Raw genomic sequence first — 23,785 nt, 5'->3', positions numbered from 1 at the left:
GGGCCGTGAGGGTGACGCGACAGTGGGCCCATGTGGATGTGGAGTCGGGAGATCGCCGGACTGGTGCTGCCGACCGGCTGTGCGGGGTGCGGCCGGTCGGGCGGCGCGCTGTGCGGGCGGTGCCGCGCGGCGCTGTACGGGGCCGGGGCGCGGCCGGTGCGGCCCAGCCCGCCCCCGCCGGGGCTGCCGCCCGTCCATGCGGCGGTTGCCTACGAGGACGAGGCCAGAGCGGTGCTGCTCGCGCACAAGGAGCGGGGAGAGCTGCGGCTGGCGGCGGCGCTGGGCGAGGCACTGGCGTCGGCGGTGAGCGCGGCCTGTCCGCATCCGCATCCGCATCCGCGTGCCCGTCCCCATGCCCGTCCCCATGCCCGTCACCGCTCCTGGCGGCCGCTGCTGCTGGTGCCGGTGCCCTCGGCGCGGCGGGCGGTCGCGGCGCGCGGTCATGATCCGGTCCGGCGCATCGCGCTGGCGGCGGCGGGGGTGCTGCGGCGCGGCGGGCGGCCCGCGCGGATGCTGCCGGTCCTGCGGCAGCTGCGGGCGGTGACCGATCAGGCGGGGTTGGACGCGCGGCGCCGGCTGGAAAATCTCACCGGGGCGCTGGGTGTGGCTCCAGGCCGCGGGCGGCTGTTGGCAGAGGGCCCGGTGGTGCTGGTGGACGATCTGATGACCACGGGAGCGTCGCTCGCGGAGGCCGCGCGGGCGGTGCGGGCCGCGGGCGGCCCGGTCGCAGGCGCCGCCGTCGTGGCGGCCGCGCCCCGCGCGTTCGCGATGGGTGCCCCACCCTCGATCTCCATGGCTGCCCCGCGCTCGGACACCACGGCCGCCCCGCGCTCGTTCACCAAGATCGCGGTGCCATCACCAAGTGGAACTGAATACGAACGCCCATCGTTGCTGATGATAAGCGGACGTAAACACCTGATCGGAGGTACGTGCCGGTAGGGGGTGCCGACTTCCGGCCGGGCGAGCTATGTTCGGTTGTGAGGAACGGCGAGCGCAATAGCTCGCATTATCCGCTTGGCGTGCTTCGTGTGCCTTTTCGCTTTTAATGACAAGAAGGGGTGGCGATCTTGGCCATCGGGGAGGAGGGGGTGAAGCCGCCAGGCAGCAAGCTCCGGAGAAATTCCGGAGCCCAGTGCACAACGGATGAGCTCCGACTTTGACGGAGCGACCCGGGAACGGAGTTCTGCGTGGACATCGTCGTCAAGGGCCGTAAAACAGAGGTGCCCGAGCGGTTCCGGAAGCACGTGGCCGAGAAGCTGAAGCTGGACAAGATCCAGAAGCTCGACGGCAAGGTGATCAGCCTCGACGTCGAGGTGTCCAAGGAGCACAACCCCCGGCAGGCCGACCGCTGCGACCGAGTGGAGATCACCCTCCGCTCCCGTGGTCCGGTGATCCGGGCGGAGGCCGCGGCTGCCGATCCGTACGCAGCGCTTGACCTGGCAGCCGGCAAGCTGGAGGCGCGCATGCGCAAACAGCACGACAAGCGCCACACGCGCCGTGGCAACGGCCGCATTCCCGCCAGCGACGTGGCCGTGACGGTGCCGAACGCGGCCCGTATCAACGGCCATGGGGAAATCATCGCCGCCCAGCGCACGTCGGAAGCCGTCCCCACCACCAGGATGGGGCCGCTGGAGGTCCAGGGCGAAGGTCCCCTGGTGGTCCGGGAGAAGACCCACGCCGCCGCCCCCATGACGCTCGACCAGGCGCTCTATGAGATGGAGTTGGTCGGGCACGACTTCTATCTGTTCGTCGACTCCGACACCGGCCAGCCCAGCGTCGTCTACCGGCGCCATGGCTATGACTACGGGGTCATCCACCTCAAGCCCGAGGCGTTCGTCGGGGAGGAGCCCGGCGGCGCCGGTGGCGCGCTGGGAGGCTGATCAGGACGGACGGGACCGTGCGGCGGGCGTGCCGCACGGTCTCGCTGTGGTCCGTGGTCGCATCTGGCGTGATGCCCCCGAGCACCCATGCGCCCCCGGGGCACCTCCGTGCGACCACGGCGGCACCACAGCGTCCGCCAGGCATGAAATCATGGCTCAGCGGCCAACCCTCATATCGAGAAGACCGGTTGTCGCCGCCGTATAGCACCATGCACAGCCAAGTGCGGACAGCAGGGGCCATGGCCTTCAGGGGGAGGAACGATGGCGGACAGCTTCGGGCCCGCGACCGACGGCGATGACCACGGCGTCGCACGGGACAGGGGCGAGCCGCGCGGTGAGCCGCGCAGGGAGCCGATCCGGGTCCTCGTGGTGGACGACCATGCGCTTTTCCGGCGCGGCCTGGAGATCGTCCTGGCCCAGGAGGAGGACATCCAGGTCGTCGGCGAGGCGGGGGACGGCGCAGAGGCGGTGGACAAGGCGGCCGATCTGCTGCCGGACATCGTGCTGATGGATGTGCGGATGCCCAAGCGCGGCGGCATCGAGGCGTGCACCTCCATCAAGGAGGTGGCGCCCAGCGCGAAGATCATCATGCTGACGATCAGCGATGAGGAGGCGGACCTCTACGACGCGATCAAGGCGGGCGCCACCGGCTATCTGCTCAAGGAGATCTCGACCGACGAGGTGTCCACCGCGATCCGGGCGGTCGCCGACGGGCAGTCGCAGATAAGCCCGTCGATGGCGTCCAAGCTCCTCACCGAGTTCAAGTCGATGATCCAGCGCACCGACGAGCGGCGACTGGTGCCCGCGCCCCGGCTCACCGACCGGGAGCTGGAGGTGCTCAAGCTGGTGGCCACGGGCATGAACAACCGTGACATCGCCAAGGAGCTGTTCATCAGCGAGAACACGGTGAAGAACCACGTCCGCAACATCCTGGAGAAGCTGCAGCTGCACTCCCGGATGGAGGCCGTGGTCTATGCGATGCGGGAGAAGATCCTCGAGATCAGGTGAGCGGCCGGGCCATGGTCAGGCCGATGCGACACGGTCAGGCCGGTGGCCAGGACCCGGTCGGGCCGGCGGTCCGGTGAGCGGTCAGGAGACCGCCGCCGTGAGCGCGGCGGCGAGCTCCGGGTGGTCGACGCGCTCGATCCGCACGGAATCGCACCCCACCCACCCGGCCGCCTCCAGCAGCGCCCGGGCCATCGGCGCCACGGCCTTGGGCCCTTCCAGCGACACCTGCCGGGCCACCAGGGTCTTCCCCTCGCGGGCCGGGTCGACGCGGCCGAGCAGCCGCCCGCCGGACAGCAGCGGCATGGCGAAATAGCCGTGGATCCGCTTGGGCTTGGGCACATACGCCTCAAGCCGGTGGGTGAAGCCGAAGATCCGCTCGGTGCGGGCGCGGTCCCATATGAGGGAGTCGAAGGGCGACAGCAGGGTCGTGCGATGGCGGCCGCGCACCGGGGCGGCCAGCGCCTCCGGGTCCGCCCAGGCCGCCTTGTCCCAGCCGGCCACCGTCACCGGCACCAGGCCCGAGTCCGCGATCACCGCGTCCACCTGCTCGGCCTTCAGCCGGTGGTAGTCGGCGATATCCGCGCGGGTGCCGACCCCCAGGGCCTGCCCGGCGAGCCCCACCAGCCGCCGCAGACACTCCGTGTCGTCCAGGTCGTCATGGCGCAGGACGTCCGGCACGGCGCGCTCCGCCAGGTCGTACACCCGCTTCCAGCCGCGCCGCTCGACGCACACCACCTCGCCGTACATCAGCGCCCGCTCCACGGCGACCTTGGCCGCCGACCAGTCCCACCACGGGCCGCCGTTCTTGGCCCCGCCCAGCTCCGTCGCGGTCAGCGGGCCGTCCTCGCGCAGCCGCTTCACGACCGTCTCGTACGCCCCGTCCGGCAGCTCGTGGTACCAGTGCGGGCGGGCGCGGTAGGCGCGGCGCCGGAACGCGAAGTACGGCCACTCCTCGATCGGCAGCACACTGGCGGCGTGCGACCAGTACTCGAAGGCATGGGTCTCGGTCCAGTACGCCGACTCGACCGCCGCCCGGCCGACCGCGCCGAGCCGCGCGTACGGAATGAGCTCGTGCGAGCGGGCCAGCACCGAGATGGTGTCCAGCTGCACCGCCCCCAGATGGCGCAGCACCCCCCGCACCCCGGCCCGCCGGTCCGGCGCCCCGAGCAGCCCCTGGGCGCGCAGCGCGATCCGGCGCGCCTCGTCGGCGGACAGGGTGACCTCGGGCTTGGGGCTCTTGGGGCCGGACGCGGACTCGGACGCTGCAATCGTCATGCCGAACACCGTAGAGGGCGCCACTGACAGCGAGGGCCGCGACGGCGCGTGCCAGGTGCGAGGTGCGGGTCAGGCGCGGGCGGGTTCCGCGTTCTGCTCGGGCGCGGGCAGGTACGGCGTCGCCTGGGGCAGCCCCCAGTCCGAGGGCAGGACCGCGGCTCGCCAGGCGTCCCGCCGGGTCCCGTTGTGGACGATCCGCGCCCGGTCGATCCCCTCCATCCGGAACCCCGCCGCCAGCGCCACCGCCCGCGAGCCCTCGTTGCCGACCTGGGCGCACCACTCCAGCCGCTCCACCCCCAGCCCCGTGAAGGCCCACTCGACCACGGCCCGCGCCGCCTCGCCGGTGTACCCGCGCCGCCGGTGCTCAGGCACCGTCCAGTAGCCCAGCTCCGCCAGGCGCTCCTCGGTGCGCAGCCAGGTCAGGCGTACCAGGGCCATGGCGCCGACCAGCGCGCCGCCGTCGCGGGTCACCACGGCGAAGCGGTAGCCGATGTCGTCCCGCCATTCCAGCGGGCAGATCCGCCGGACGAACTCCTCCGCGTCCGCTCGCCTGTACGGGACGGGCACGGGGGTCCAGCGCTGGATGTCCGGATCCTGGCAGGCGGCGTGGACGGCGTCGGTGTCGGAGGGCTGGAAGGGGCGCAGCAGCAGGCGCTCGGTGGTGAGGGTGACAGGTTCCATGGCCAGAGTGTGAGCCGCGGCCGGGAGGATCGCAGCGGTTTTCCCGGTTCAGGGGCACCTGCGGCGCGCCTCGTACGTTCACGCAGAGAGGTGACAACGGTTCCTCGTAGTGACGGACCTCCCGGCGTGGTGGGGTCCTGTCTTACGATGGCCGTTGCGGCGGGGCCTGCGCCCCTTGATAATGCCGCGCCAGCGCACCCGACCGTGCCAGGCCCGACCGGCAAGGAGTCAGCCTACGTGTCCGTCCTCAACAAGCTCATGCGTGCAGGCGAAGGAAAGATCCTGCGCAAGCTGCACCGCATCGCGGACCAGGTCAATTCCATCGAAGAGGACTTCGTCAACCTCTCCGACGCCGAGCTCCGCGCCCTGACCGACGAGTACAAGGAGCGGTACGCCGACGGCGAGACCCTTGACGACCTGATGCCCGAGGCGTTCGCCACTGTGCGCGAGGCGGCCAAGCGGGTGCTCGGGCAGCGCCACTACGACGTCCAGCTGATGGGCGGCGCGGCGCTGCACCTGGGGTATGTGGCCGAGATGAAGACCGGTGAGGGCAAGACCCTCGTCGGCACCCTCCCCGCGTATCTGAACGCGCTGTCCGGCAAGGGCGTCCACCTGATCACGGTGAACGACTACCTGGCCGAGCGCGACTCGGAGTGGATGGGCCGGGTGCACAAGTTCCTCGGCCTCGAGGTCGGCTGCATCCTCGCCAATATGACCCCCGCGCAGCGCCGTGAGCAGTACGCGTGCGACATCACCTACGGCACCAACAACGAGTTCGGCTTCGACTATCTGCGCGACAACATGGCGTGGTCGAAGGACGAGCTGGTGCAGCGCGGCCACAACTTCGCCGTCGTCGACGAGGTGGACTCGATCCTCGTCGACGAGGCCCGTACGCCGCTGATCATCTCCGGCCCGGCCGACCAGGCCACCAAGTGGTACGGCGACTTCGCGAAGCTGGTCACCCGCCTGACCAGGGGCGAGGCGGCGAACCCGCAGAAGGGCGAGGAAGAGACCGGCGACTACGAGGTCGACGAGAAGAAGCGCACCGTCGGCATCCACGAGTCGGGCGTCACGAAGGTCGAGGACTGGCTGGGGATCGACAATCTGTACGAGTCGGTCAACACCCCGCTGGTCGGCTACCTCAACAACGCGATCAAGGCCAAGGAGCTCTTCAAGAAGGACAAGGACTACGTCGTCATGGACGGCGAAGTCATGATCGTCGACGAGCACACCGGCCGTATCCTCGCCGGTCGCCGCTACAACGAGGGCATGCACCAGGCGATCGAGGCGAAGGAAGCGGTGGAGATCAAGGACGAGAACCAGACCCTCGCCACGATCACCCTGCAGAACTTCTTCCGCCTCTACAGCAAGCTCTCCGGCATGACCGGTACGGCGATGACCGAGGCCGCCGAGTTCCACCAGATCTACAAGCTCGGCGTCGTCCCGATCCCGACCCACCGCCCGCTCGCCCGCCTCGACCAGTCCGACCTGATCTACCGCACCGAGGTGGCCAAGTTCGACGCGGTCGTCGAGGACATCGTCGAGAAGCACGAGAAGGGCCAGCCGGTCCTGGTCGGCACCACCTCCGTGGAGAAGTCCGAGTACCTCTCCCAGCAGCTCGCCAAGCGCGGCGTGCCGCACGAGGTGCTCAACGCGAAGCAGCACGACCGTGAGGCTTCGATCGTCGCCCAGGCCGGGCGCAGGGGCGCGGTCACCGTCGCCACGAACATGGCCGGCCGCGGCACCGACATCAAGCTCGGCGGCAACCCCGACGACCTCGCCGAGGCGGAGCTGCGCCAGCGCGGCCTCGACCCGGTCGAGCACGCCGAGGAGTGGGCCGCCGGGCTGCCCGCGGCGCTGGAGAAGGCCGAGGCCGCGGTCAAGGCCGAATTCGAGGAGGTCAAGGAGCTCGGCGGGCTGTATGTGCTGGGCACCGAGCGCCACGAGTCCCGCCGCATCGACAACCAGCTGCGCGGCCGCTCCGGCCGTCAGGGCGACCCCGGTGAGTCCCGCTTCTACCTCTCGCTCGGCGACGACCTGATGCGGCTGTTCAAGGCCCAGATGGTCGAGCGCGTCATGGCCATGGCCAACGTGCCGGACGACGTCCCGATCGAGAACAAGATGGTCACCCGCGCGATCGCCTCCGCGCAGTCGCAGGTCGAGCAGCAGAACTTCGAGACCCGTAAGAACGTTCTGAAGTACGACGAGGTGCTCAACCGGCAGCGCGAGGTCATCTACGGCGAGCGCCGCCGCGTCCTGGAGGGCGAGGACCTGCACGAGCAGGTGCGCCACTTCATGGACGACACCATCGACGCCTACATCAGCGCCGAGACCTCCGAAGGCTTCGCGGAGGAGTGGGACCTCGACCGGCTCTGGGGCGCCTTCAAGCAGCTCTACCCCGTCAAGGTCACCATCGAGGACCTGGAGGAGGCGTCCGGCGACCGCGCCGGGCTCACCGACGAGTTCATCGCCGAAGCGGTCAAGGACGACATCCACGAGCAGTACGACGCGCGCGAGGAGCAGCTGGGCTCCGACATCATGCGCGAGCTGGAGCGGCGCGTGGTGCTGTCCGTCCTGGACCGCAAGTGGCGCGAGCACCTCTACGAGATGGACTACCTCCAGGAGGGCATCGGCCTGCGCGCGATGGCCCAGAAGGACCCGCTGGTCGAGTATCAGCGCGAGGGCTTCGACATGTTCCAGGCCATGATGGACGGCATCAAGGAGGAGTCCGTCGGCTACCTGTTCAACCTGGAGGTCCAGGTCGAGCAGCAGGTCGAGGAGGTCCCGGTCGAGGAGGGCGAGAAGCAGCCCGTGGCGGCCGGCGAGGATGTCCAGGACGCGGTCCCCGCGGCCGTGACGGCCGGATCGCCCAACGGCCGCCCCGAGATCCGTGCCAAGGGCCTGGAGGCCCCGCAGCGCCCTGACCGGCTGCACTTCTCCGCCCCGACGGTCGACGGCGAGGGCGGCGTCGTCGAAGGCGACTTCACCAACGGCGACACGCCCCCCGCGCCCCGCTCCGAGTCGGACGGTATGACGCGCGCGGAGCGGCGCAAGGCGAACAAGGGCGGCCGCCGCCGCAAGAAGTGACCCGGCTGGGTGGCTGACAGCTGATTCGGCTCAGGACGGGCCGGGACCCGCGCGGATGGCGCGGGCCCCGGCCCGTCGGCGTGTGCGCGTGTGTGCGGGGCAGCTGTGTGGTGGGGCTGTGCGGGCGGTTCCGGGCCGCCCGCCATGGGATCGGGGCAGAGAGGCACGGGGCCGCTCCGCGGCCCCGGAGCGGGGCTGTGGGGCCTTTACGGGTACGGCCTAGGCGGTCGGGCCGATGTCGATGGCGGCGCAGCGCCAGCGGGCGTCGGGGCCGAGTTCCAGGCGGAAGGCCAGCGCACGCAGCCGGTCGCCGCAGGCGATTCGGGCGAACGCCTCGATGACTCCCTGACGCGGCTCGTACTCGCCGCAGCGCTGTACGACGGGGGCGCTGTCGCGGGCGCCCGGCGGCCGCAGCGGCGCCTGGGGCGCGAGCTCGATCAGCCGGTCGTACGCCGCCGGGAGCGTGTGGCCGAGGAGTGCGTGGACGGGGCGCTGGCCGCTCAGGGTGAGCAGCAGCTGGTTGGCGAACCAGTAGCGCGGCAGCCGCTCCCGCTCCCTTCGGCGGGCGGCCACGGCCGCCGTACGCGAAACCGACCCGGGTGCGTACGACGCGGGACCGGGGCCCGCAGGCCGCCGCGAGTCACGGCGCCGCGGCGGCCCGCTGCGCGCCGCGGTGCCCGGGTGGGCGCTTCCGGCGCTCCTGGGCGCCGTGCCGCGCTTCGTGCCGCGCTTCGTGTCGCCTTCCGTGGCGGTGATCGGGGACGTCGTTCGGGGGGTCCTGTTCATGCGCCTCGCCGCTCTCCCGGGCCCGGTGAAGATACCGGGCAGTAGCTTGGGTCGGCAGTCTTCTACCGGTGCGCTGCCGGGACCGGCAAGGAGCGTCGGCCCCCGTGCGGACCGGTCCGCGGGGTTCACCTATCCGGGTGACCCGGCGTCCGAGGCCGGGCCCGGATGCCGCCGCGGCCCGGCCGTACGGGCCCTGGCGGGCCGGCCGGGGGCCGCTCCGAACAGGGCGGACTCCCTCCCGGCCGAGCGAGCGGCGGCGGATGCCCGGCGCCCGGCGTGCCGGGCGGCATGGGGTCGTACGCGTGGTGGGGCGCGGCGGGGATTACCCCCCAATGGGGGACTGCGGGGGCCGGGCGCGGGCCGCGGGGGCATGGGGCATCGGCTCCCCGCGGGTGGGCCCCGGGGAGGGGGTGGCGAACGTATGCTGGCTGGCAGCTACAAGAAACTTCAGGAACTCCGAGGAACTCCAGGAAGCAGCAGCCATGCGCGTCTACGTCCCCCTGACCCTCCCCGGTCTCGCCGAGGCGCACAAGGCGGGCGAACTGGGCCCGGCCCCGCTGATCGCCTACGGGGTCACTCCCGCGCTGCGCGAGTGGTACGTCTCCGACGACATCGAGGAGCTGGAGTACGCCGCGCTGAGCCGCGCCGCGCAGGCGTCGCTGCGGCAGCTGGCGGTCGACCGGCAGGCGCCCCGGCGGCGGGTCGTGGTGGCGGTGGACGTGCCCGACGCGGACGCGGTCGCGGACCCGGACCGCGGATTTGACCACTCCTCCCTGGGGGAGGTGCGGATCGCGCTCCCCGTGCCGCTGGCCAAGGCCGCCGCCGTGCACGTCGACTCCGACGACGCCGAGCGGGACGTCGCCGCCGCGGCCGAGGCCCTGGGCGCGGCGGACATCGGGGACGACGACGCGCAGTTCACGGTGGACGGCGCGGAGGATCACGAACTGCTCTGGTACGACGCCAAGGAGATCCCCGATCTCGTCGGGTGAAGCAAAGGGGGACCGTCATCCCTGTCAGGCCCCTTGGGTACGTTCGTGAGATGGGGAAGAACGTGACGCACATCGTCTGGGACTGGAACGGCACCCTCTTTCACGACATCGACGCCGTGATCTCGGCCACGAACGCCTCGTTCGCCGAGATCGGTCTGCCCCCGATCACCATGGAGCGCTACCGCGAGCTGTACTGCGTCCCCGTGCCGCGCTTCTACGAGCGGCTGATGGGGCGGCTGCCCACCGACGACGAGTGGCAGGCCATGGACGACGCGTTCCACCGTCACTACTGGGTCCTGGCCGAGGAGGCCGGTCTGGCGCTCGGGGCCAAGCAGCTGCTCGCCGACTGGCAGGCGGCCGGGCTCACCCAGTCGCTGTGCTCGCTGGCCGAGCACGAGCGGCTGATCCCCCTGGTGCGTACGCACGGCATCGAGCCGCACTTCATGCGCGTGGACGGGCGTACCGGCCAGAGCGATACGGGCAAGGCGGAGCAGATGGTGCGCCATGTGGCCGCGCTGGAGGGCGTGCCGCCGGACCGCGTCGTGGTGATCGGGGACGCGGTCGACGACGCCGTCGCGGCGCGGCACGCGGGCGCCCGTGCCGTGCTGTACACGGGGGGCTCGCACAGCCGTGCCAGCCTGCTGGCCGCGGGCGTGCCGGTCGTGGACAGCCTGGAGGAGGCCGTCGCCGAGGCCGGGCAGCTGGTCGACTGAGCGGTCGGCCGGCCGGTCGGTCCGTCGGTCCGTGGTTCAGCCGCCTCGCTCCGTTCAGCCCCCGCCGGTCGGCCGTACGGACGCCCCGGCTCCCCTACGCCTTCGCCCGCAGCACCGCCAGAAACTCCCGCATCCACGCCGGATGGTCCGGCCACGCCCGCGAGGACACCAGCGTCCCGTCGACCACCACTTCCGCGTCCTGGAAGTCCGCCCCCGCCGACTGCATGTCCGGCTCCAGCGCCGGATACGCGGTGACCCGGCGCCCGCCGAGCCCCCCGATCGCCGCCGTCAGCAGCGGTCCGTGGCAGATCTGGGCCACCGGCTTGTCCGCGTCGAAGAATGCCTTGAGGATCTTGCGGAGCTCGGGGTCGTTGCGCAGATACTCAGGAGCCCGCCCGCCGGGGATCACCAAGGCGGCGTACTCTCCGGGGTCGACCTCGGAGAAGGCGAGGTCGGCGGGCCAGGTGTAGCCGGGTTTCTCGGTGTATGTGTCGAAGCCCTCCTCGAAGTCGTGCACGACGAACCGCAGCGTCTTGCGGGTCGGGGCCGCCACATGGACCTCGTAGCCCTCCTCGCGCAGCCGCTGGAGTGGGTAGAGCACTTCCAGGGATTCGGCCGCGTCGCCGGTCACGAGCAGGATCTTCGCAGGCAAGCCGTCCACCTCCACAGGTCAACAGGTCACGTCGACCGCCGGACGCGACACGCCGAGCACACACCGGGCACACCGCGTGCCGGACCCGACACGCCGACGGTCGAACAAGCCACACCAATCACCGCATACGGCCACAGTGCCCCCGTGGCCGGGCTTTGCCAAGAGGCCCCGCCGGACCTGCGTCGCTGTCCATTACGTCAAACTTCAAGGCCCGGTTTTGTACACGAACGGCTCATGACGCTCCCCTGGGGTGGGGCGATAGCCTTACTGCGTGATCAGCGCGATAGGCCGTGGGGGCGATGAGGCCCCCGCACCGATCCCGGACTTCCACCGGGCTCGGGCCTCCGCTGACCGGTGCCGCCTGGGGCCTTGGTCACTTTCGGCCGAGTCCGCCCCGGCCATCCCCCGCACGGGCATATCGTCGTCCCAGACCGGATATCCCGCGTCGCGACGTCATGCCACCGCTATCGATGTCACGCAACGGCGCGCGACAGGAGCCAGAGGACATGCAGACCAAGCTGGACGAAGCCAAGGCCGAGCTGCTCACACGGGCCGCCCGGGTAGCTGAGAGCAGTCCTGCCGGGGGACAGCAACCGGTACAGGGACCAGGCCCCGAGACCCTGACCGCCTACCTTCAGCACTACTACCAGCACACGCCACCCGAAGACCTCGCGGGCCGCGACCCGGTCGATGTCTTCGGCGCCGCGCTCTCCCACTACCGCCTGGCCGAGTCGCGCCCGCAGGGTACCGCGAACGTCCGGGTGCACACCCCGACCGTCGAGGAGCACGGCTGGACCTGCAGCCACTCCGTGGTCGAGGTGGTCACCGACGACATGCCGTTCCTGGTCGACTCCGTCACCAATGAGCTGACGCGCCAGGGCCGCGGCATCCACGTCGTCATCCACCCGCAGATCCTGGTCCGCCGCGACCTCACCGGGAAGCTGATCGAGGTCCTGGACGTCGCCCCGGAGGGCCGGCCCGAGAAGCTGCCGCACGACGCGGTGATCGAGTCCTGGATCCATGTCGAGATCGACCGCGAGACCGACCGCGGCGACCTGAAGCAGATCACCGCCGATCTGCTGCGCGTGCTCTCCGACGTCCGCGAGACGGTCGAGGACTGGGAGAAGATGCGTGAGGCGGCGCTGCGCATCGCCGAGGGCCTGCCCGAGGAGCCCACGGCCGGCGAGGTGCGCCCCCAGGAGATCGAGGAGGCCCGCGAGCTGCTGCGCTGGCTGGCCGACGATCACTTCACCTTCATCGGCTTCCGCGAGTACGAGCTGACGCAGGCGCCCGCGGAGTCCGGTGGCGAGGAGGACGTGCTGAGCGCCGTGCCCGGCACCGGCCTCGGTATCCTGCGCTCCGACCCGCACCACCGGGACACGGACGAGAGCGCGCACGCCGGGCTGCCGGCGGCCGCCGACGGGCGCCCCGTCTCGCCGTCGTTCAACCGGCTGCCGGCCGACGCCCGCGCCAAGGCGCGCGAGCACACGCTGCTGGTCCTCACCAAGGCCAACAGCCGCGCCACCGTCCACCGCCCCTCGTACCTGGACTACATCGGCGTCAAGAAGTTCGACGCCAAGGGCAATGTGATCGGCGAGCGGCGCTTCCTGGGCCTGTTCTCCTCCGCCGCGTACACCGAGTCCGTGCGCCGGGTCCCGGTGATCCGCCGCAAGGTCGAGGAGGTTCTGGAGGGCGCCGGGTTCCAGCCCAACAGCCACGACGGCCGGGATCTGCTGCAGATCCTGGAGACGTACCCGCGCGACGAGCTGTTCCAGACCCCGGTCGACCAGCTGCGGTCCATCGTGACCAGCGTGCTCTACCTCCAGGAGCGCCGCCGGCTGCGGCTGTTCCTGCGTCAGGACGAGTACGGGCGCTACTACTCGGCCCTGGTCTACCTGCCGCGTGACCGCTTCACCACCGAGGTGCGGCTGCGGCTGACCGACATCCTGCTGGAGGAGCTGAACGGCCGGGTGCCGGTCGACTTCACCGCCCTGCACACCGAATCGGTGCTCTCCCGGCTGCACTTCGTGGTCCGCGTCCAGCCCGGCACCGAGCTGCCGGACCTGACCGACGCCGATGTCGAGCGCATCGAGGCCCGGCTGGTGGAGGCCGCCCGCTCCTGGGCCGACGGCTTCGCCGAGGCGCTGACCTCCGAGGTCGGCGAGGAGCGCGCCGCCGAACTGCTCCGCCGCTACCAGCACGCCTTCCCCGAGGGCTACAAGGCCGACCACTCGCCGCGCGGCGCGGTCGCCGACCTTCAGCATCTGGAGCGGCTGCAGGACAGCGACCGGAACTTCGCGGTCAGCCTGTACGAACCGGTGGGGGCGGCGCCCGCCGAGCGCCGCTTCAAGATCTACCGCGTCGGCGAGCAGGTCTCGCTGTCCGCGGTGCTGCCGGTGCTCACCCGGCTCGGCGTCGAGGTCGTCGACGAGCGCCCGTACGAGCTGCGCTGCTCGGACCGGACCAGCGCCTGGATCTACGACTTCGGGCTGCGGCTGCCGCGCCACGACGGCGACGGCCTCGCCGATGACGCCCGCGAGCGCTTCCAGAACGCGTTCGCCGCGGTGTGGACCGGGCAGGCGGAGAACGACAACTTCAACGAGCTGGTACTGGGCGCCGGGCTGACCTGGCGGCAGGCGATGGTGCTGCGCGCGTACGCGAAGTACCTGCGCCAGGCCGGGTCCACCTTCAGCCAGTCGTACATGGAGGACACCCTCCGGACGAATGTGCACACCACCCGGCTGCTGGTGAGCCTGTTCGAGGCCCGGATGTCGCCCGAGCGGCAGCGGGCCGGCACCGAGCTGACGGACGCCCTGCTGGAGGAGCTGGACGCGGCGCTGGACCAGGTGGCCTCGCTGGACGAGGACCGCATCCTGCGGTCCTTCCTCACCCTCATCAAGGCCACCCTGCGCACCAACCACTTCCAGAAGAACGAAAACGGGCAGCCGCACGCCTACCTGTCCATGAAGCTGGACCCGCAGGCCATCCCGGATCTGCCCGCGCCGCGCCCGGCGTACGAGATCTGGGTCTACTCCCCGCGGGTGGAGGGTGTGCATCTGCGCTTCGGCAAGGTCGCGCGCGGCGGTCTGCGCTGGTCCGACCGGCGTGAGGACTTCCGTACCGAGATCCTGGGCCTGGTCAAGGCGCAGATGGTGAAGAACACCGTCATCGTGCCGGTGGGCGCCAAGGGCGGCTTCGTCGGCAAGCGGCTGCCCGACCCGGCCGTCGACCGGGACGCCTGGCTGGCCGAGGGCATCGCCAGCTACAAGACCTTCATCTCCGGTCTGCTCGACATCACCGACAACAATGTCGGCGGGCAGGTCCAGCCGCCCAAGGACGTCGTCCGCCACGACGGCGACGACACCTATCTGGTCGTCGCCGCAGACAAGGGCACCGCGACCTTCTCCGACATCGCCAATGAGGTCGCCCAGTCGTACGGGTTCTGGCTCGGCGACGCCTTCGCCTCCGGCGGTTCGGCCGGCTACGACCACAAGGGCATGGGCATCACGGCCCGCGGCGCCTGGGAGTCCGTCAAGCGGCACTTCCGCGAGCTCGGCCACGACACCCAGACCGAGGACTTCACCGTGGTCGGCGTCGGCGACATGTCCGGCGATGTGTTCGGCAACGGCATGCTGCTCAGCGAGCACATCCGGCTGGTCGCGGCCTTCGACCACCGGCATATCTTCCTCGACCCCAACCCGGACAGCGCGGTCTCGTACGCCGAGCGCCGCCGCATGTTCGAGCTGCCGCGCTCCTCGTGGGCCGACTACGACACCTCCCTGCTCTCGCAGGGCGGCGGCATCCACCCGCGTACCGCCAAGGCCATCCCGATCACCGCGCAGGTGCGGAAGGCCCTCGGCATCGAGTCGCGGGTCGCCAAGATGACCCCGGCCGACCTGATGAAGGCCATCCTCAAGGCCCCGGTCGACCTGCTGTGGAACGGCGGTATCGGCACCTACGTCAAGGCGTCCACCGAGTCGCACGCCGATGTGGGCGACAAGGCGAACGACGCCATCCGGGTGGACGGACAGGACCTGCGGGTCAAGGCCGTCGGCGAGGGCGGCAACCTGGGCCTGACCCAGCTGGGCCGGATCGAGTTCGCGCTCAACGGCGGGCGGATCAACACCGACGCGATCGACAACAGCGCCGGTGTGGACACCTCCGACCACGAGGTGAACATCAAGATCCTGCTCAATGAGCTGGTCCGCGAGGGCGATATGACGGTCAAGCAGCGCAACAAGCTGCTGGCCGAGATGACCGACGAGGTCGGCGCGCTGGTGCTGCGCAACAACTACGCCCAGAACGTCGCGCTCGCCAACTCCGTCGCCCAGGCCCCCAGCCTGCTCCACGCCCACCAGCGGGTGATGCGCCGGCTGGGGCGCGAGGGGCGTCTGGACCGCTCGCTGGAGTTCCTGCCCACCGACCGCCAGATCCGGGAGCGGCTGGCCGCCGGGCGCGGGCTGACCCAGCCCGAACTGGCCGTGCTGCTCGCCTACATCAAGATCACGGTGGCCGAGGAGCTGATCACCACCAACCTGCCGGACGACGCGTATCTGCAGCGGCTGCTGCACGCGTACTTCCCGCAGGCGCTGCGCCAGAAGTTCTCCGAGCACGTCGACGGCCATGCGCTGCGCCGCGAGATCGTCACCACGGTGCTGGTCAACGACACGGTCAACACCGCCGGCGCGACCTTCCTGCACCGGATGCGCGAGGAAACCGGCGCCTCGACCGAAGAGGTGGTGCGCGCCCAGACCGCGGCGCGCGCGATCTTCGAGCTCGGGGAGGTGTGGGACGAGGTCGAATCCCTCGACAACAAGGTCCCGGCCGATGTCCAGACCCGGATGCGGCTGCACTCCCGGCGCCTGGTCGAGCGCGGCACCCGCTGGCTGCTCGGCAACCGCCCGCAGCCGCTGGAGCTCGCCGAGACCATCGAGTTCTTCGGTGAGCGGGTCGCGGCGGTCCGCTCCCAGCTGTCCAAGCTGCTGCGCGGCGCGGACGTGGAGTGGTACCAGAAGATCCACGACGAGCTGACCGCCGCCGGGGTGCCGGACGACCTGGCCTCGCGGGTGGCGGGCTTCTCCTCGGCCTTCCCGACGCTGGACATCGTGGCCATCGCCGACCGGCTGGGCAAGGACCCGCTGTCCGTCGCCGAGGTGTACTACGACCTCGCCGACCGGCTGCGGATCAGCCAGCTGATGGACCGGATCATCGATCTGCCGCGCGCCGACCGGTGGCAGTCCATGGCCCGCGCCTCCATCCGCGAGGAGCTGTACGCGGCGCACGCCGCCCTCACCTCCGATGTGCTGTCGGCGGGCGACGGGGGTGCCACACCCGAGCAGCGGTTCAAGGCGTGGGAGGAGAAGAACGCGTCGATCCTGCAGCGGGCGCGCACCACGCTGGACGAGATCCAGGGGTCGGAGACCTTCGACCTGGCGAATCTGTCCGTCGCCATGCGCACCATGCGCACGCTGCTGCGCACCCAGCGCTGAGGGGGCTGCCGATCAGCGCTCGCTGTAGAGCGCTGATCGGTGCCGCCGAGCGCTGAACGAGCGCTGACGAGCGTTGACCCATTTGCCGCGCCGCCCGGGGCCCGCCCCGGGCGGCGCGGTGCGTTCATCAGGGCGCTCCCGCCAGCGCTTCGCGATCTTTTCACCCCATACATCGCCTTATCGGGCCTATCCGGACGCGTCACCCTATAGTGGGCAGACGGTGAGCGCTGTTCTCTCCTGTCCGGAGGTGTCCCATGCCCCGATTCAGCATCGTCATCGCCGCCTATCGAGTGCAGGGTTTTCTGAGCAGCTGCCTGGACTCGGCGCTGACCCAGTCGTTCGAGGACATCGAGGTGGTGGCGGTCGACGACTGCTCTCCGGACCACTGCGGCACGATCGTCGACGAGTACGCGGCCCGGGACAGCCGGGTCGTCCCCGTCCACCAGCAGGTCAACTCCGGGCCCGGCCACGCCCGTAACGCCGGGGTCGACCAGGCCACCGGCGACTATCTGCTCTTCCTGGACGGCGACGACACCCTCGCCCCTGGCACCCTCCAGGGCCTCGCCGACCGGCTTGCCCTCTGCGAGGACCCGGACATCCTCTACTTCAACCACGTCCGCACCTACTGGTGGGACCGCAAGGAACCCAGCCTCTTCGGCGGGCTGCTGGCCTCGGCCGGGACCGACGTCTTCTCCATCCAGGAGCGCCCGGAATTCCTGCGGATATTCGCGATGTCGTCCAATCGCGTCTACAACCGCGCCTTCTACACCCGCCACGGCTTCGCGTTCAGCGAGGGCATCTACGAGGACGCCCTGCTCTCGTACAAGACGATGCTGACCGCCGAACGAATAGCCTGCGTGGACCTGGTGGGCCTGGAATACCGCCAGCGGCGCGCCGGCGCCAGCACCAACACCCCCGGCGAGAAACACTTCGCCATCTTCAAGCAGTACGCCCGCCTCTTCGAATTCCTCGACGGCAAACCGCAGCTTGAGCCGCTGCGCCCGATGCTCTTCGAACGGGCGGTCTCGCACTTCCTGTTCTGTCTGGGCCGCCGCTCCCGGGTGGCGGCCCAGGACCGGCCCCGCTTCTTCGACCGGGCCGCCGCGTGGTACCGCAGCCATGTGCCCGACGGATTCAACCCGCCCGCCGACGCCGAATGGCGCTTCGAGGCGCTGGCGCGCGGCTCCTTCGTCCGCTACCGGGAGCACGAGCTGACGGAGCGGGCGGCGGCCGGGGCCCGCAAGCTCAAGCGGATGACCCGGCGGCCCCTGGCCGCCCGCGCCAAGCGGAGCCTGTACCGGGCCCACCGGCGCCGGTCGGTCGACCCCAACCTGGCCGTGTACTCCGCGTACTGGGGCCGTGGAGTGCTGTGCAACCCGGGGGCGATCTACTACAAGGCCAAGGAGCTGGCCCCGGAGGTGCACGGCCTGTGGGTGGTGCGCAAGGCGGCGGTCGACTCGCTCCCGGAAGGCGTCGACTACGTCATCTCCGGAACCCGGGACTTCTATTGGGCGATGGCCCGCGCCAAGTACTTCATCAACAACGTCAATTTCGCCAATGACGTGGTCAAGCGGCCGGGCACGGTGCATCTGCAGACCTTCCACGGCACGCCGCTCAAATGCATGGGCCTCGACCAGCAGCGCTATCCGGCCGCCGCGTCGGGGATGAGCTTCGGCAATCTCCTCAAACGCGTCGACCGCTGGGACTACGCGCTCTCCTCCAACCGGCATTCGAGCGAGGTGTGGGAGCGCGTCTATCCCGCCTCGTACCGGCTGCTGGAGTACGGATATCCGCGCAACGACGTCTTCTTCTCGGCCTCGGCCGCGGACGTCCGGCGCATCCGCAAGGAGCTGGAAATCCCGGACGGAGCCCGTACGGTCCTCTACGCCCCCACGATCCGCGACTACCAGAAGGGCTTCACGCCCCGCCTGGACCTCGAGCGCTTCAGCCGCGCCCTGGGCCCGGAGACGGTGCTGCTGGTGCGGGCCCACTACTCGTACCAGCCGCAGGCCGGGCTCCGGCAGCTCCAGGAGGCGGGTCTTGTGGTCGACGTCTCGCGCCACCCGTCGGTGGAGGAGCTGTGCCTGGCCGCCGATGTGCTGGTCACGGACTACTCGTCGATCATGTTCGACTACGCCAACCTGGACCGCCCCATCGTCGTGTACGCGGACGACTGGGACATCTACCAGGCCACCCGCGGCGTCTACTTCGACCTGCTCTCGGGGCTGCCGGGGGATACGCCGGGGTCCGTCGCCCGTACGGAGGACGAACTGATCGCCGTCTTCCGCGACGACCGCTGGCGCGACGACGACGCGACCGCGCTGCGCACCGCCTTCCGGGCCCGCTTCTGCCAGTTCGACGACGGTCACGCGGCCGAGCGGGTGGTACGGACCCTGATGCTGGGCCAGGACGCGGCCGAGGTCGCTGACAGCGCAGCCCAGCCGTCGGTGTTCCAGCGTCATGACCTCCCCGTCAAACGGGGCCTGATCACCGGCGTGCCGCCGCACGCGGCGCGGCCCACACCGCTGTCGCCCGACCACAACTGACCCTGCGGCCGACCCTGCCGCGCCCATGCCGTGAACCTGAACCCGGAGACCGGAGCACCCATGCCCTCTGCGCCCCCTCCCCGCGTCAGCGTGATCGTCCCGGCCTACAACGCCATGCCGGAGCTGACCCGCGCCATCACCTCCGCGCTCGACCAGACGCTCGGCCCGGACCACATCGAGATCATCGCGGTGAACGACGGCTCGACCGACGGCACCGGCGCGGAGCTGGAGCGCCTCGCCCACGGGCGGCCCGCGCTCCGCGTCGTCCACCAGGACAACTCCGGCTGCGCGGGCGGTCCGCGCAACACCGGCCTCGACCTCGCGCGCGGCGACTTCGTCTTCTTCCTCGACGCCGACGACTACCTGGGTCCTGACGCGCTGCGCCGGATGGTCGCCATGGCCGACGAGAACGGCACCGACGTCGTCCTGGGCAGGATCGCCTCGGTCGGCGGGCGCGCCGTCCCCCGGGCCGTCTTCAGCCACAACCAGCCCCGCACCGACGTCTTCTCCTCCGCCGCCTATCTGACCTTGGGCCCGTGGAAACTGTTCCGCCGCTCCCTCATCGAACGGCTGCGGCTGCGCTTTCCGCTCTTCCGCAACTGCGAGGACAAGCCGTTCACCGTGGCCGCCTATCTCAACGCCGCCGGTATCTCCGTGGTCGCCGACTACGACTGCTACTACGTCCGCTACCGCGAGGACCGCAGCAACCTCACCCTCACCGCCGGCGACCTCGTCCACCGCATGGACGGCATCGGGCTGTGCTTCGAGACCGTGGCCCGCTATCTGGAACCCGGTCCGCGCCGCGACCGCGTCATGCGCCGCCACGTCGAATGGGAGCTGTGCGGACCGCTGCGCGGACTGCTGCCCCGCGAGAGCGAACAGGACGCGCGCGAGCGCTTCTATCCGCGGTTCCGGCACTGGGCGCGGACCTGGGCGAGCGACGCGATCTGCCGGCAGATCGACGCGCCCGACCGGCTTCTGATCCATCTGCTGCGCGCCGACCGCTTCGCGGACGTCCTGACGGTCGCGCGGAACGCCAAGGAGGACGCGCGGCGCGGCCATGTCATCGACAAGGGCCGCGTCTACTGGGCGCACCCCTTCTTCCGCGACCCGGATGCCGCCGTCCCCGACGACTGCTTCGACGTCACCGACCGGCTGCCGGTCCACCACCGCCTCGACGCGGCACGCTGGCACGACGGCGGCACTGGTGCCGGCGTGCTCCGGCTGACCGGCCACGCGTACGTCGAGCATGTCGCGGCCCTCGAGCCGTGCACCGAAGTGGTCCTGCGCAAATACCAGTCCGACCGTCCCGAGGTCCGGGTGCCCGCCACCCCCCGCGCCGTCGCCGGTCTGCCCGGCGACGGCGCGTACGAGGACGCGGGCTTCACCGCCGACATCGACCCGGCCACCGCCGACGGCGGGGCACCGCTGGAGCGCGGCCTGTGGAACGTCTACCTGGACGTGCGCGCGCAGGGTGTCAGCCGGACCGTACGGTTCGGCGGCACCCGCGAGGGCGGCGAGGCCACCCATCCGCAGCCACGGAGCGTCAGCGTCAGCGTCACGGCGGGGCCCGACGGGCGGACCACCGTCGTCACGCCGTACTTCACCCCGTACGGCAACTTCTCCCTCGACGTCGGCCAGGTCGCCCACCACCTCGACGCCCCGTGCCAGGTCACCGAGGCGTCCTGGCACGGGGGCAGGAGCGGCGTCCTGGCCGTCAGCGGGCGGCTGACCGCCGCGGACGCGGGGGAGGGCGGCGGGAGGCTGCTGCTGCGTGCGGAAAGCGGAAGCGGCGAGGTGCGCGAGATACCGGTGCGGTGGCATGACGAGCCGTCGGGTGATTTCACGGTCCTGCTGCCCGTCAGAAGGCTCACCCGGGGCCTGTGGACGCTGACCCTGGTGACGGGCGGCGACGGCCCCGAGCCGTTCCGCGCCATGGCCGTGCCCCGCTTCGGCGGCCTGGCCGGGACCCGCTGGTTCCGCTTCGGCCGCCCGTACTACGCCAAACCGCTGGGCTGGGGCCCGGCCATGGCGCTCGCCTTCGAGGTGGCGCCGGTCAGGGTCGCCACGGCCGCGCGGCGGCGACTGCGGCGGCTCCGTCCTTCCCGCGCCGTGCGGCGCCGCGCGCCGCGGCGGGGTATTGCGCGGCCCGGGACAGGCGGGACAGGTGGATCGCCCGTACGAGGTACGGGGCGAGCGCCAGCAGGGTGAGCAGACAGGCCCCGGTGGCGGCCGTCAGCCCCGCCACCACCCACCGGGCGTCGCCGGTGGCCAGCGTCCCGGTGAGGCCGAGCAGCGCGGTCAGCTCGTATACGAGCATCCGCTGCCCCGGCCATTCGGTGAGCGACCGCAGCGGCCGGTCGGCGATGCCCGGAAGGCGCGGCGCGACATCGCAGGCCGCGAGCGGAAAGCGGAGCCGTCTGCGAATCATCGTGCGCATCGCGGAGTGCAGCGCCTGGCCGCCCAGCAGACACATGACCAGTGTGATGGCGGCGGTCAGACCCGTATGGCCCGCCAGGTCCAGCCGGGCGAGCAGCAACAGCAGAATGACGCTGCGCACCTCGAAGCGGTGGGTCTCGCCGACGTGCAGCCGGCTCAGCCGGTCCATCAGCCCCGGTTCGGTGCGGTGCAGGAACAGGTCGCACACCACGCCGAGCAGCGCTGCCGCGGCGAAGGGCCAGCCCGCGCCGCACAGGGCGGTGAAGGGGGTGGCCGCCAGGCAGCCGGCCATCAGGACGAAGGCCGCGAGGCCGAGGGTGCTTCGTATGCCAAGGCGCTCCATGATGTGTGCCCTTCGCTGTTGATCAACGTACTTACGCAAACATTAGGTGAATGATCGCTTCTATACCTTTTGCATGGCTCTGGAGGGGTATGGAATTACGGCATCGGAGCTATAGCGCCGGTGCTCTGGCCTCGGCAGTGATGATCTTCAGCGCCGCGGCGATGCGGTCGTGGTGGGTGCGGTGGGAGACGACGCAGACGCGCAAGGTGTAGCGGCTGTCGACAACCGTGCTGGAGAGCACGATGCGCCGGTGGCCGTTGATCCGTTCCAGCAGACGGCAACTCGCCTCGTCGGCTCGCTCGGCGGCGGCCCGGCTGCCGTCGGCGGGGCGGACGCGGAAGATCACGGTGGACAGGTCCGGGCGCTGCGGGACCTCCAGCTCTGCGACAGGCCGCCGTAGCGGTTGACGGCACGGTTGTAGAACTCGGCGAGCGCGGCCGAGTACAGGCCGCTGCCCGGGATGTACGCCAGGTGGCCCGGCCCGGCCGTCTCCAGAGCGCAATCGGCGGCCTGGTCCAGACGCGCGAGCAGAACCCTCAGGTCACCGCCCCGGTCGGGCGGCGGCGCCAGAAAGGACTCCACAAGCTCGTACGAACTCGCCGAGCTCCTGGAGCTTGGCCATAACGACTTTGCTCTCAACCCCCAGCTCCTTGGCTAGTTCGTAGACCCTCACCTTTGCCACGCGCCACTCCTCAACCGGGGGTCCGGCTCGCCGTCGCAGGAGTTCCAGGATAGGTGGCCCAAGGACGGTGAACCCGCCTCAACGAGGCGGGAAGTTGGCGCCGCGGTACTGGATCCGGTCAGGTGATTGAGGGGTATTCGTGGACGTGGCGCGGGAGAAGCCGCCAACCCAGTGAGAAGGCGCTTCGCCCTGAGCTCGCCCTCGGCATGCCCCGTCACGACATGCTGCCCGAGTATCACAAGTGGGAGAACAACACCCGCACGATCCTGGGACACGGCAACCAGTGGGCCCAGGCGTGGGAGGTCCGTGCCGCTGGATGGGAGCGGCAGCACGGCCGCCTTCATCAGTGTCTCCACGTCGATCTTGGCGAGGTACAGGGCGGCGCTCTGCTCCGCACCGCCTGGCTTCAGGCCGGTGGTATGGGCCTTGTGGGGCCGACCGGGGAAGCTTCAACTAGGTCTTTGATCGAAACGATATCTAGCATCGTCAGCAAGTGGTATCGTTTTACTGACAAGGGCATCTGCGAAGGGATCATCCACATGAGCAGAACCGTCATCGACCTCGATGACGACATGGTCACCGAGGCCATGCGCATCTTCGGGACGAAAACGAAGGCCAAAGCCGTCCGCCTCGCCATGGAAGACGCCGTCAAGAGGCACCTGCGGCAGGAGGGCTTCGACGCCATGGAGGCCGGCGAGCTCGACTTCAGTGAGATCGTCGAGAACACCGGGCCCCGCAACGCGGACGGTTCCCTTAAGCGCGACGGCGACCGCGGCGGAGGCCGAGCCGCCTGATGCAGGACCGCTACCTGATCGACAAGTCCGCCCTCGCCCGCTGGACGAAGCCGAGTGTCAAGGAAGTGCTCAAGCCTCTGCATGAGCGCTACCTTCTCGCCGTGTGCCGGCCCACCGAGTTTGAGATGATCCACTCCGCACGGGACAGCTCGGAAGCAACACGGATCAGCACCTGGCTCCACGCCTTCGACTACCTCGACACCGACGACGACATCTTCACGCGCGCTCTCGAGATTCAGCGCCATGCCCTCAACGCAGGCTTCCACCGCGCTCTGTCCCTCCCCGACCTGCTGATCGCCGCCACGGCGGAACTGAACCGGCGGACGGTCCTCCACTACGACGGAGACTTCGACATGATCGCCTCCCTCACCGGCCAACCCACCGAATGGGTCGTTCCGCCCGGCAGTGCCGACCGATGAAC

The 23,785-nt window shown here is 70.5% G+C and carries 18 protein-coding genes; 11 read left to right on the top strand and 7 right to left on the bottom strand.

What is annotated here, in order from left to right:
• Positions 1-30 precede the first annotated feature (30 nt).
• From ACFV2X_RS33730 to ACFV2X_RS33720, 3 genes are all read left to right on the top strand, one after another.
• A complete protein-coding gene (locus ACFV2X_RS33730; protein ID WP_385623926.1) occupies positions 31-939 on the top strand; it encodes a ComF family protein in 909 nt (302 codons plus the stop codon).
• A gap of 248 nt (positions 940-1,187) precedes the next feature.
• Complete coding sequence (hpf, locus tag ACFV2X_RS33725) at positions 1,188-1,880, top strand: ribosome hibernation-promoting factor, HPF/YfiA family (RefSeq protein ID WP_385623923.1); 693 nt, start codon at positions 1,188-1,190, stop codon at positions 1,878-1,880.
• A 261-nt stretch (positions 1,881-2,141) separates the two neighbouring features.
• Positions 2,142-2,888 (top strand): response regulator, encoded by a 747-nt coding sequence (locus tag ACFV2X_RS33720; RefSeq protein WP_385623920.1) that lies wholly within the window; start codon positions 2,142-2,144, stop codon positions 2,886-2,888.
• Positions 2,889-2,969: 81 nt separating this feature from the next.
• Here the strand turns inward: ACFV2X_RS33720 and ACFV2X_RS33715 are convergent, their stop codons facing one another.
• Together ACFV2X_RS33715 and ACFV2X_RS33710 are read right to left on the bottom strand one after the other, a co-directional pair.
• Positions 2,970-4,163, bottom strand: coding sequence for a winged helix-turn-helix domain-containing protein (locus ACFV2X_RS33715; RefSeq protein ID WP_385623917.1), 1,194 nt, complete (start codon positions 4,161-4,163; stop codon positions 2,970-2,972).
• A 69-nt stretch (positions 4,164-4,232) separates the two neighbouring features.
• Entirely contained in the window at positions 4,233-4,844 is a 612-nt protein-coding gene (locus ACFV2X_RS33710) for a GNAT family N-acetyltransferase (protein WP_385623914.1), read from the bottom strand.
• Positions 4,845-5,081: 237 nt separating this feature from the next.
• Here ACFV2X_RS33710 and secA point away from each other — a divergent pair, with 237 nt between their 5' ends.
• Entirely contained in the window at positions 5,082-7,931 is a 2,850-nt protein-coding gene (gene secA / locus ACFV2X_RS33705) for a preprotein translocase subunit SecA (protein ID WP_385623911.1), read from the top strand.
• Between the two features lie 219 nt (positions 7,932-8,150).
• Here the strand turns inward: secA and ACFV2X_RS33700 are convergent, their stop codons facing one another.
• Positions 8,151-8,717 carry an Rv3235 family protein gene (locus ACFV2X_RS33700; protein ID WP_385623909.1) on the bottom strand — a complete coding sequence of 189 codons (567 nt, stop codon included), beginning with the start codon at positions 8,715-8,717 and terminating at the stop codon, positions 8,151-8,153.
• A gap of 482 nt (positions 8,718-9,199) precedes the next feature.
• On the opposite strand from ACFV2X_RS33700, the gene ACFV2X_RS33695 reads away from it, so the two are divergent.
• On the top strand, positions 9,200-9,706 hold the full coding sequence (locus ACFV2X_RS33695) for a DUF6912 family protein (RefSeq protein WP_385623907.1): 507 nt from the start codon (positions 9,200-9,202) through the stop codon (positions 9,704-9,706).
• A gap of 50 nt (positions 9,707-9,756) precedes the next feature.
• The gene (locus ACFV2X_RS33690) at positions 9,757-10,419 is read left to right on the top strand and encodes an HAD family hydrolase (RefSeq protein ID WP_385623904.1); all 663 of its coding nucleotides are present in this window, start codon (positions 9,757-9,759) and stop codon (positions 10,417-10,419) included.
• 94 nt (positions 10,420-10,513) lie between these two features.
• Here ACFV2X_RS33690 and ACFV2X_RS33685 read toward each other — a convergent pair whose 3' ends face one another.
• Complete coding sequence (locus ACFV2X_RS33685) at positions 10,514-11,071, bottom strand: DJ-1/PfpI family protein (RefSeq protein ID WP_089510743.1); 558 nt, start codon at positions 11,069-11,071, stop codon at positions 10,514-10,516.
• 506 nt (positions 11,072-11,577) lie between these two features.
• Between ACFV2X_RS33685 and ACFV2X_RS33680 the strand changes: the two genes are divergently transcribed.
• The 3 genes from ACFV2X_RS33680 (at position 11,578) to ACFV2X_RS33670 (ending at position 21,317) form a co-directional block, all read left to right on the top strand.
• A complete protein-coding gene (locus tag ACFV2X_RS33680) occupies positions 11,578-16,560 on the top strand; it encodes an NAD-glutamate dehydrogenase (protein WP_385623901.1) in 4,983 nt (1,660 codons plus the stop codon).
• A 254-nt stretch (positions 16,561-16,814) separates the two neighbouring features.
• Complete coding sequence (locus tag ACFV2X_RS33675) at positions 16,815-19,106, top strand: CDP-glycerol glycerophosphotransferase family protein (RefSeq protein WP_385623898.1); 2,292 nt, start codon at positions 16,815-16,817, stop codon at positions 19,104-19,106.
• 60 nt (positions 19,107-19,166) lie between these two features.
• The gene (locus tag ACFV2X_RS33670; RefSeq protein ID WP_385623895.1) at positions 19,167-21,317 is read left to right on the top strand and encodes a glycosyltransferase family 2 protein; all 2,151 of its coding nucleotides are present in this window, start codon (positions 19,167-19,169) and stop codon (positions 21,315-21,317) included.
• Positions 21,318-21,997: 680 nt separating this feature from the next.
• Here ACFV2X_RS33670 and ACFV2X_RS33665 read toward each other — a convergent pair.
• The 3 genes from ACFV2X_RS33665 to ACFV2X_RS33655 are packed head-to-tail and all read right to left on the bottom strand — an operon-like array spanning position 21,998 to position 22,561.
• Positions 21,998-22,234 carry a hypothetical protein gene (locus tag ACFV2X_RS33665; RefSeq protein WP_385623893.1) on the bottom strand — a complete coding sequence of 79 codons (237 nt, stop codon included), beginning with the start codon at positions 22,232-22,234 and terminating at the stop codon, positions 21,998-22,000.
• Positions 22,231-22,470, bottom strand: coding sequence for a hypothetical protein (locus ACFV2X_RS33660; RefSeq protein WP_385623891.1), 240 nt, complete (start codon positions 22,468-22,470; stop codon positions 22,231-22,233). Before ACFV2X_RS33660 ends, ACFV2X_RS33665 begins: the two co-directional genes overlap by 4 nt.
• A complete protein-coding gene (locus ACFV2X_RS33655; RefSeq protein WP_385623943.1) occupies positions 22,430-22,561 on the bottom strand; it encodes a translation initiation factor IF-2 N-terminal domain-containing protein in 132 nt (43 codons plus the stop codon). The genes ACFV2X_RS33660 and ACFV2X_RS33655 overlap by 41 nt, the downstream gene beginning before the upstream one ends.
• Before the next feature lie 548 nt (positions 22,562-23,109).
• Between ACFV2X_RS33655 and ACFV2X_RS33650 the strand changes: the two genes are divergently transcribed.
• Positions 23,110-23,364 carry a type II toxin-antitoxin system VapB family antitoxin gene (locus ACFV2X_RS33650; RefSeq protein ID WP_385623941.1) on the top strand — a complete coding sequence of 85 codons (255 nt, stop codon included), beginning with the start codon at positions 23,110-23,112 and terminating at the stop codon, positions 23,362-23,364.
• Positions 23,364-23,783 carry a PIN domain nuclease gene (locus tag ACFV2X_RS33645; protein ID WP_385623889.1) on the top strand — a complete coding sequence of 140 codons (420 nt, stop codon included), beginning with the start codon at positions 23,364-23,366 and terminating at the stop codon, positions 23,781-23,783. The genes ACFV2X_RS33650 and ACFV2X_RS33645 overlap by 1 nt, the downstream gene beginning before the upstream one ends.
• The last annotated feature ends 2 nt before the right edge of the window (positions 23,784-23,785 follow it).

It is taken from the genome of Streptomyces sp. NPDC059679, from assembly GCF_042734105.1.
Taxonomy (GTDB): domain Bacteria; phylum Actinomycetota; class Actinomycetes; order Streptomycetales; family Streptomycetaceae; genus Streptomyces.
The sequence above is the reverse complement of the archived record's forward strand: the minus strand, read 5'-3'. Positions and strand labels throughout refer to the sequence as shown.

What these genes read in the sequence shown, in the direction of transcription:
- ACFV2X_RS33670 (WP_385623895.1), top strand. Translation starts at nt 19,167, where the DNA reads ATGCCCTCTGCGCCCCCTCCCCGCGTCAGCGTGATCGTCCCGGCCTAC.
- ACFV2X_RS33720 (WP_385623920.1), top strand. Translation starts at nt 2,142, where the DNA reads ATGGCGGACAGCTTCGGGCCCGCGACCGACGGCGATGACCACGGCGTC.
- ACFV2X_RS33675 (WP_385623898.1), top strand. Translation starts at nt 16,815, where the DNA reads ATGCCCCGATTCAGCATCGTCATCGCCGCCTATCGAGTGCAGGGTTTT.
- ACFV2X_RS33650 (WP_385623941.1), top strand. Translation starts at nt 23,110, where the DNA reads ATGAGCAGAACCGTCATCGACCTCGATGACGACATGGTCACCGAGGCC.
- ACFV2X_RS33715 (WP_385623917.1), bottom strand. Translation starts at nt 4,163, where the DNA reads ATGACGATTGCAGCGTCCGAGTCCGCGTCCGGCCCCAAGAGCCCCAAG.
- ACFV2X_RS33730 (WP_385623926.1), top strand. Translation starts at nt 31, where the DNA reads ATGTGGATGTGGAGTCGGGAGATCGCCGGACTGGTGCTGCCGACCGGC.
- ACFV2X_RS33695 (WP_385623907.1), top strand. Translation starts at nt 9,200, where the DNA reads ATGCGCGTCTACGTCCCCCTGACCCTCCCCGGTCTCGCCGAGGCGCAC.
- ACFV2X_RS33710 (WP_385623914.1), bottom strand. Translation starts at nt 4,844, where the DNA reads ATGGAACCTGTCACCCTCACCACCGAGCGCCTGCTGCTGCGCCCCTTC.
- ACFV2X_RS33700 (WP_385623909.1), bottom strand. Translation starts at nt 8,717, where the DNA reads ATGAACAGGACCCCCCGAACGACGTCCCCGATCACCGCCACGGAAGGC.
- ACFV2X_RS33680 (WP_385623901.1), top strand. Translation starts at nt 11,578, where the DNA reads ATGCAGACCAAGCTGGACGAAGCCAAGGCCGAGCTGCTCACACGGGCC.
- ACFV2X_RS33645 (WP_385623889.1), top strand. Translation starts at nt 23,364, where the DNA reads ATGCAGGACCGCTACCTGATCGACAAGTCCGCCCTCGCCCGCTGGACG.
- ACFV2X_RS33690 (WP_385623904.1), top strand. Translation starts at nt 9,757, where the DNA reads ATGGGGAAGAACGTGACGCACATCGTCTGGGACTGGAACGGCACCCTC.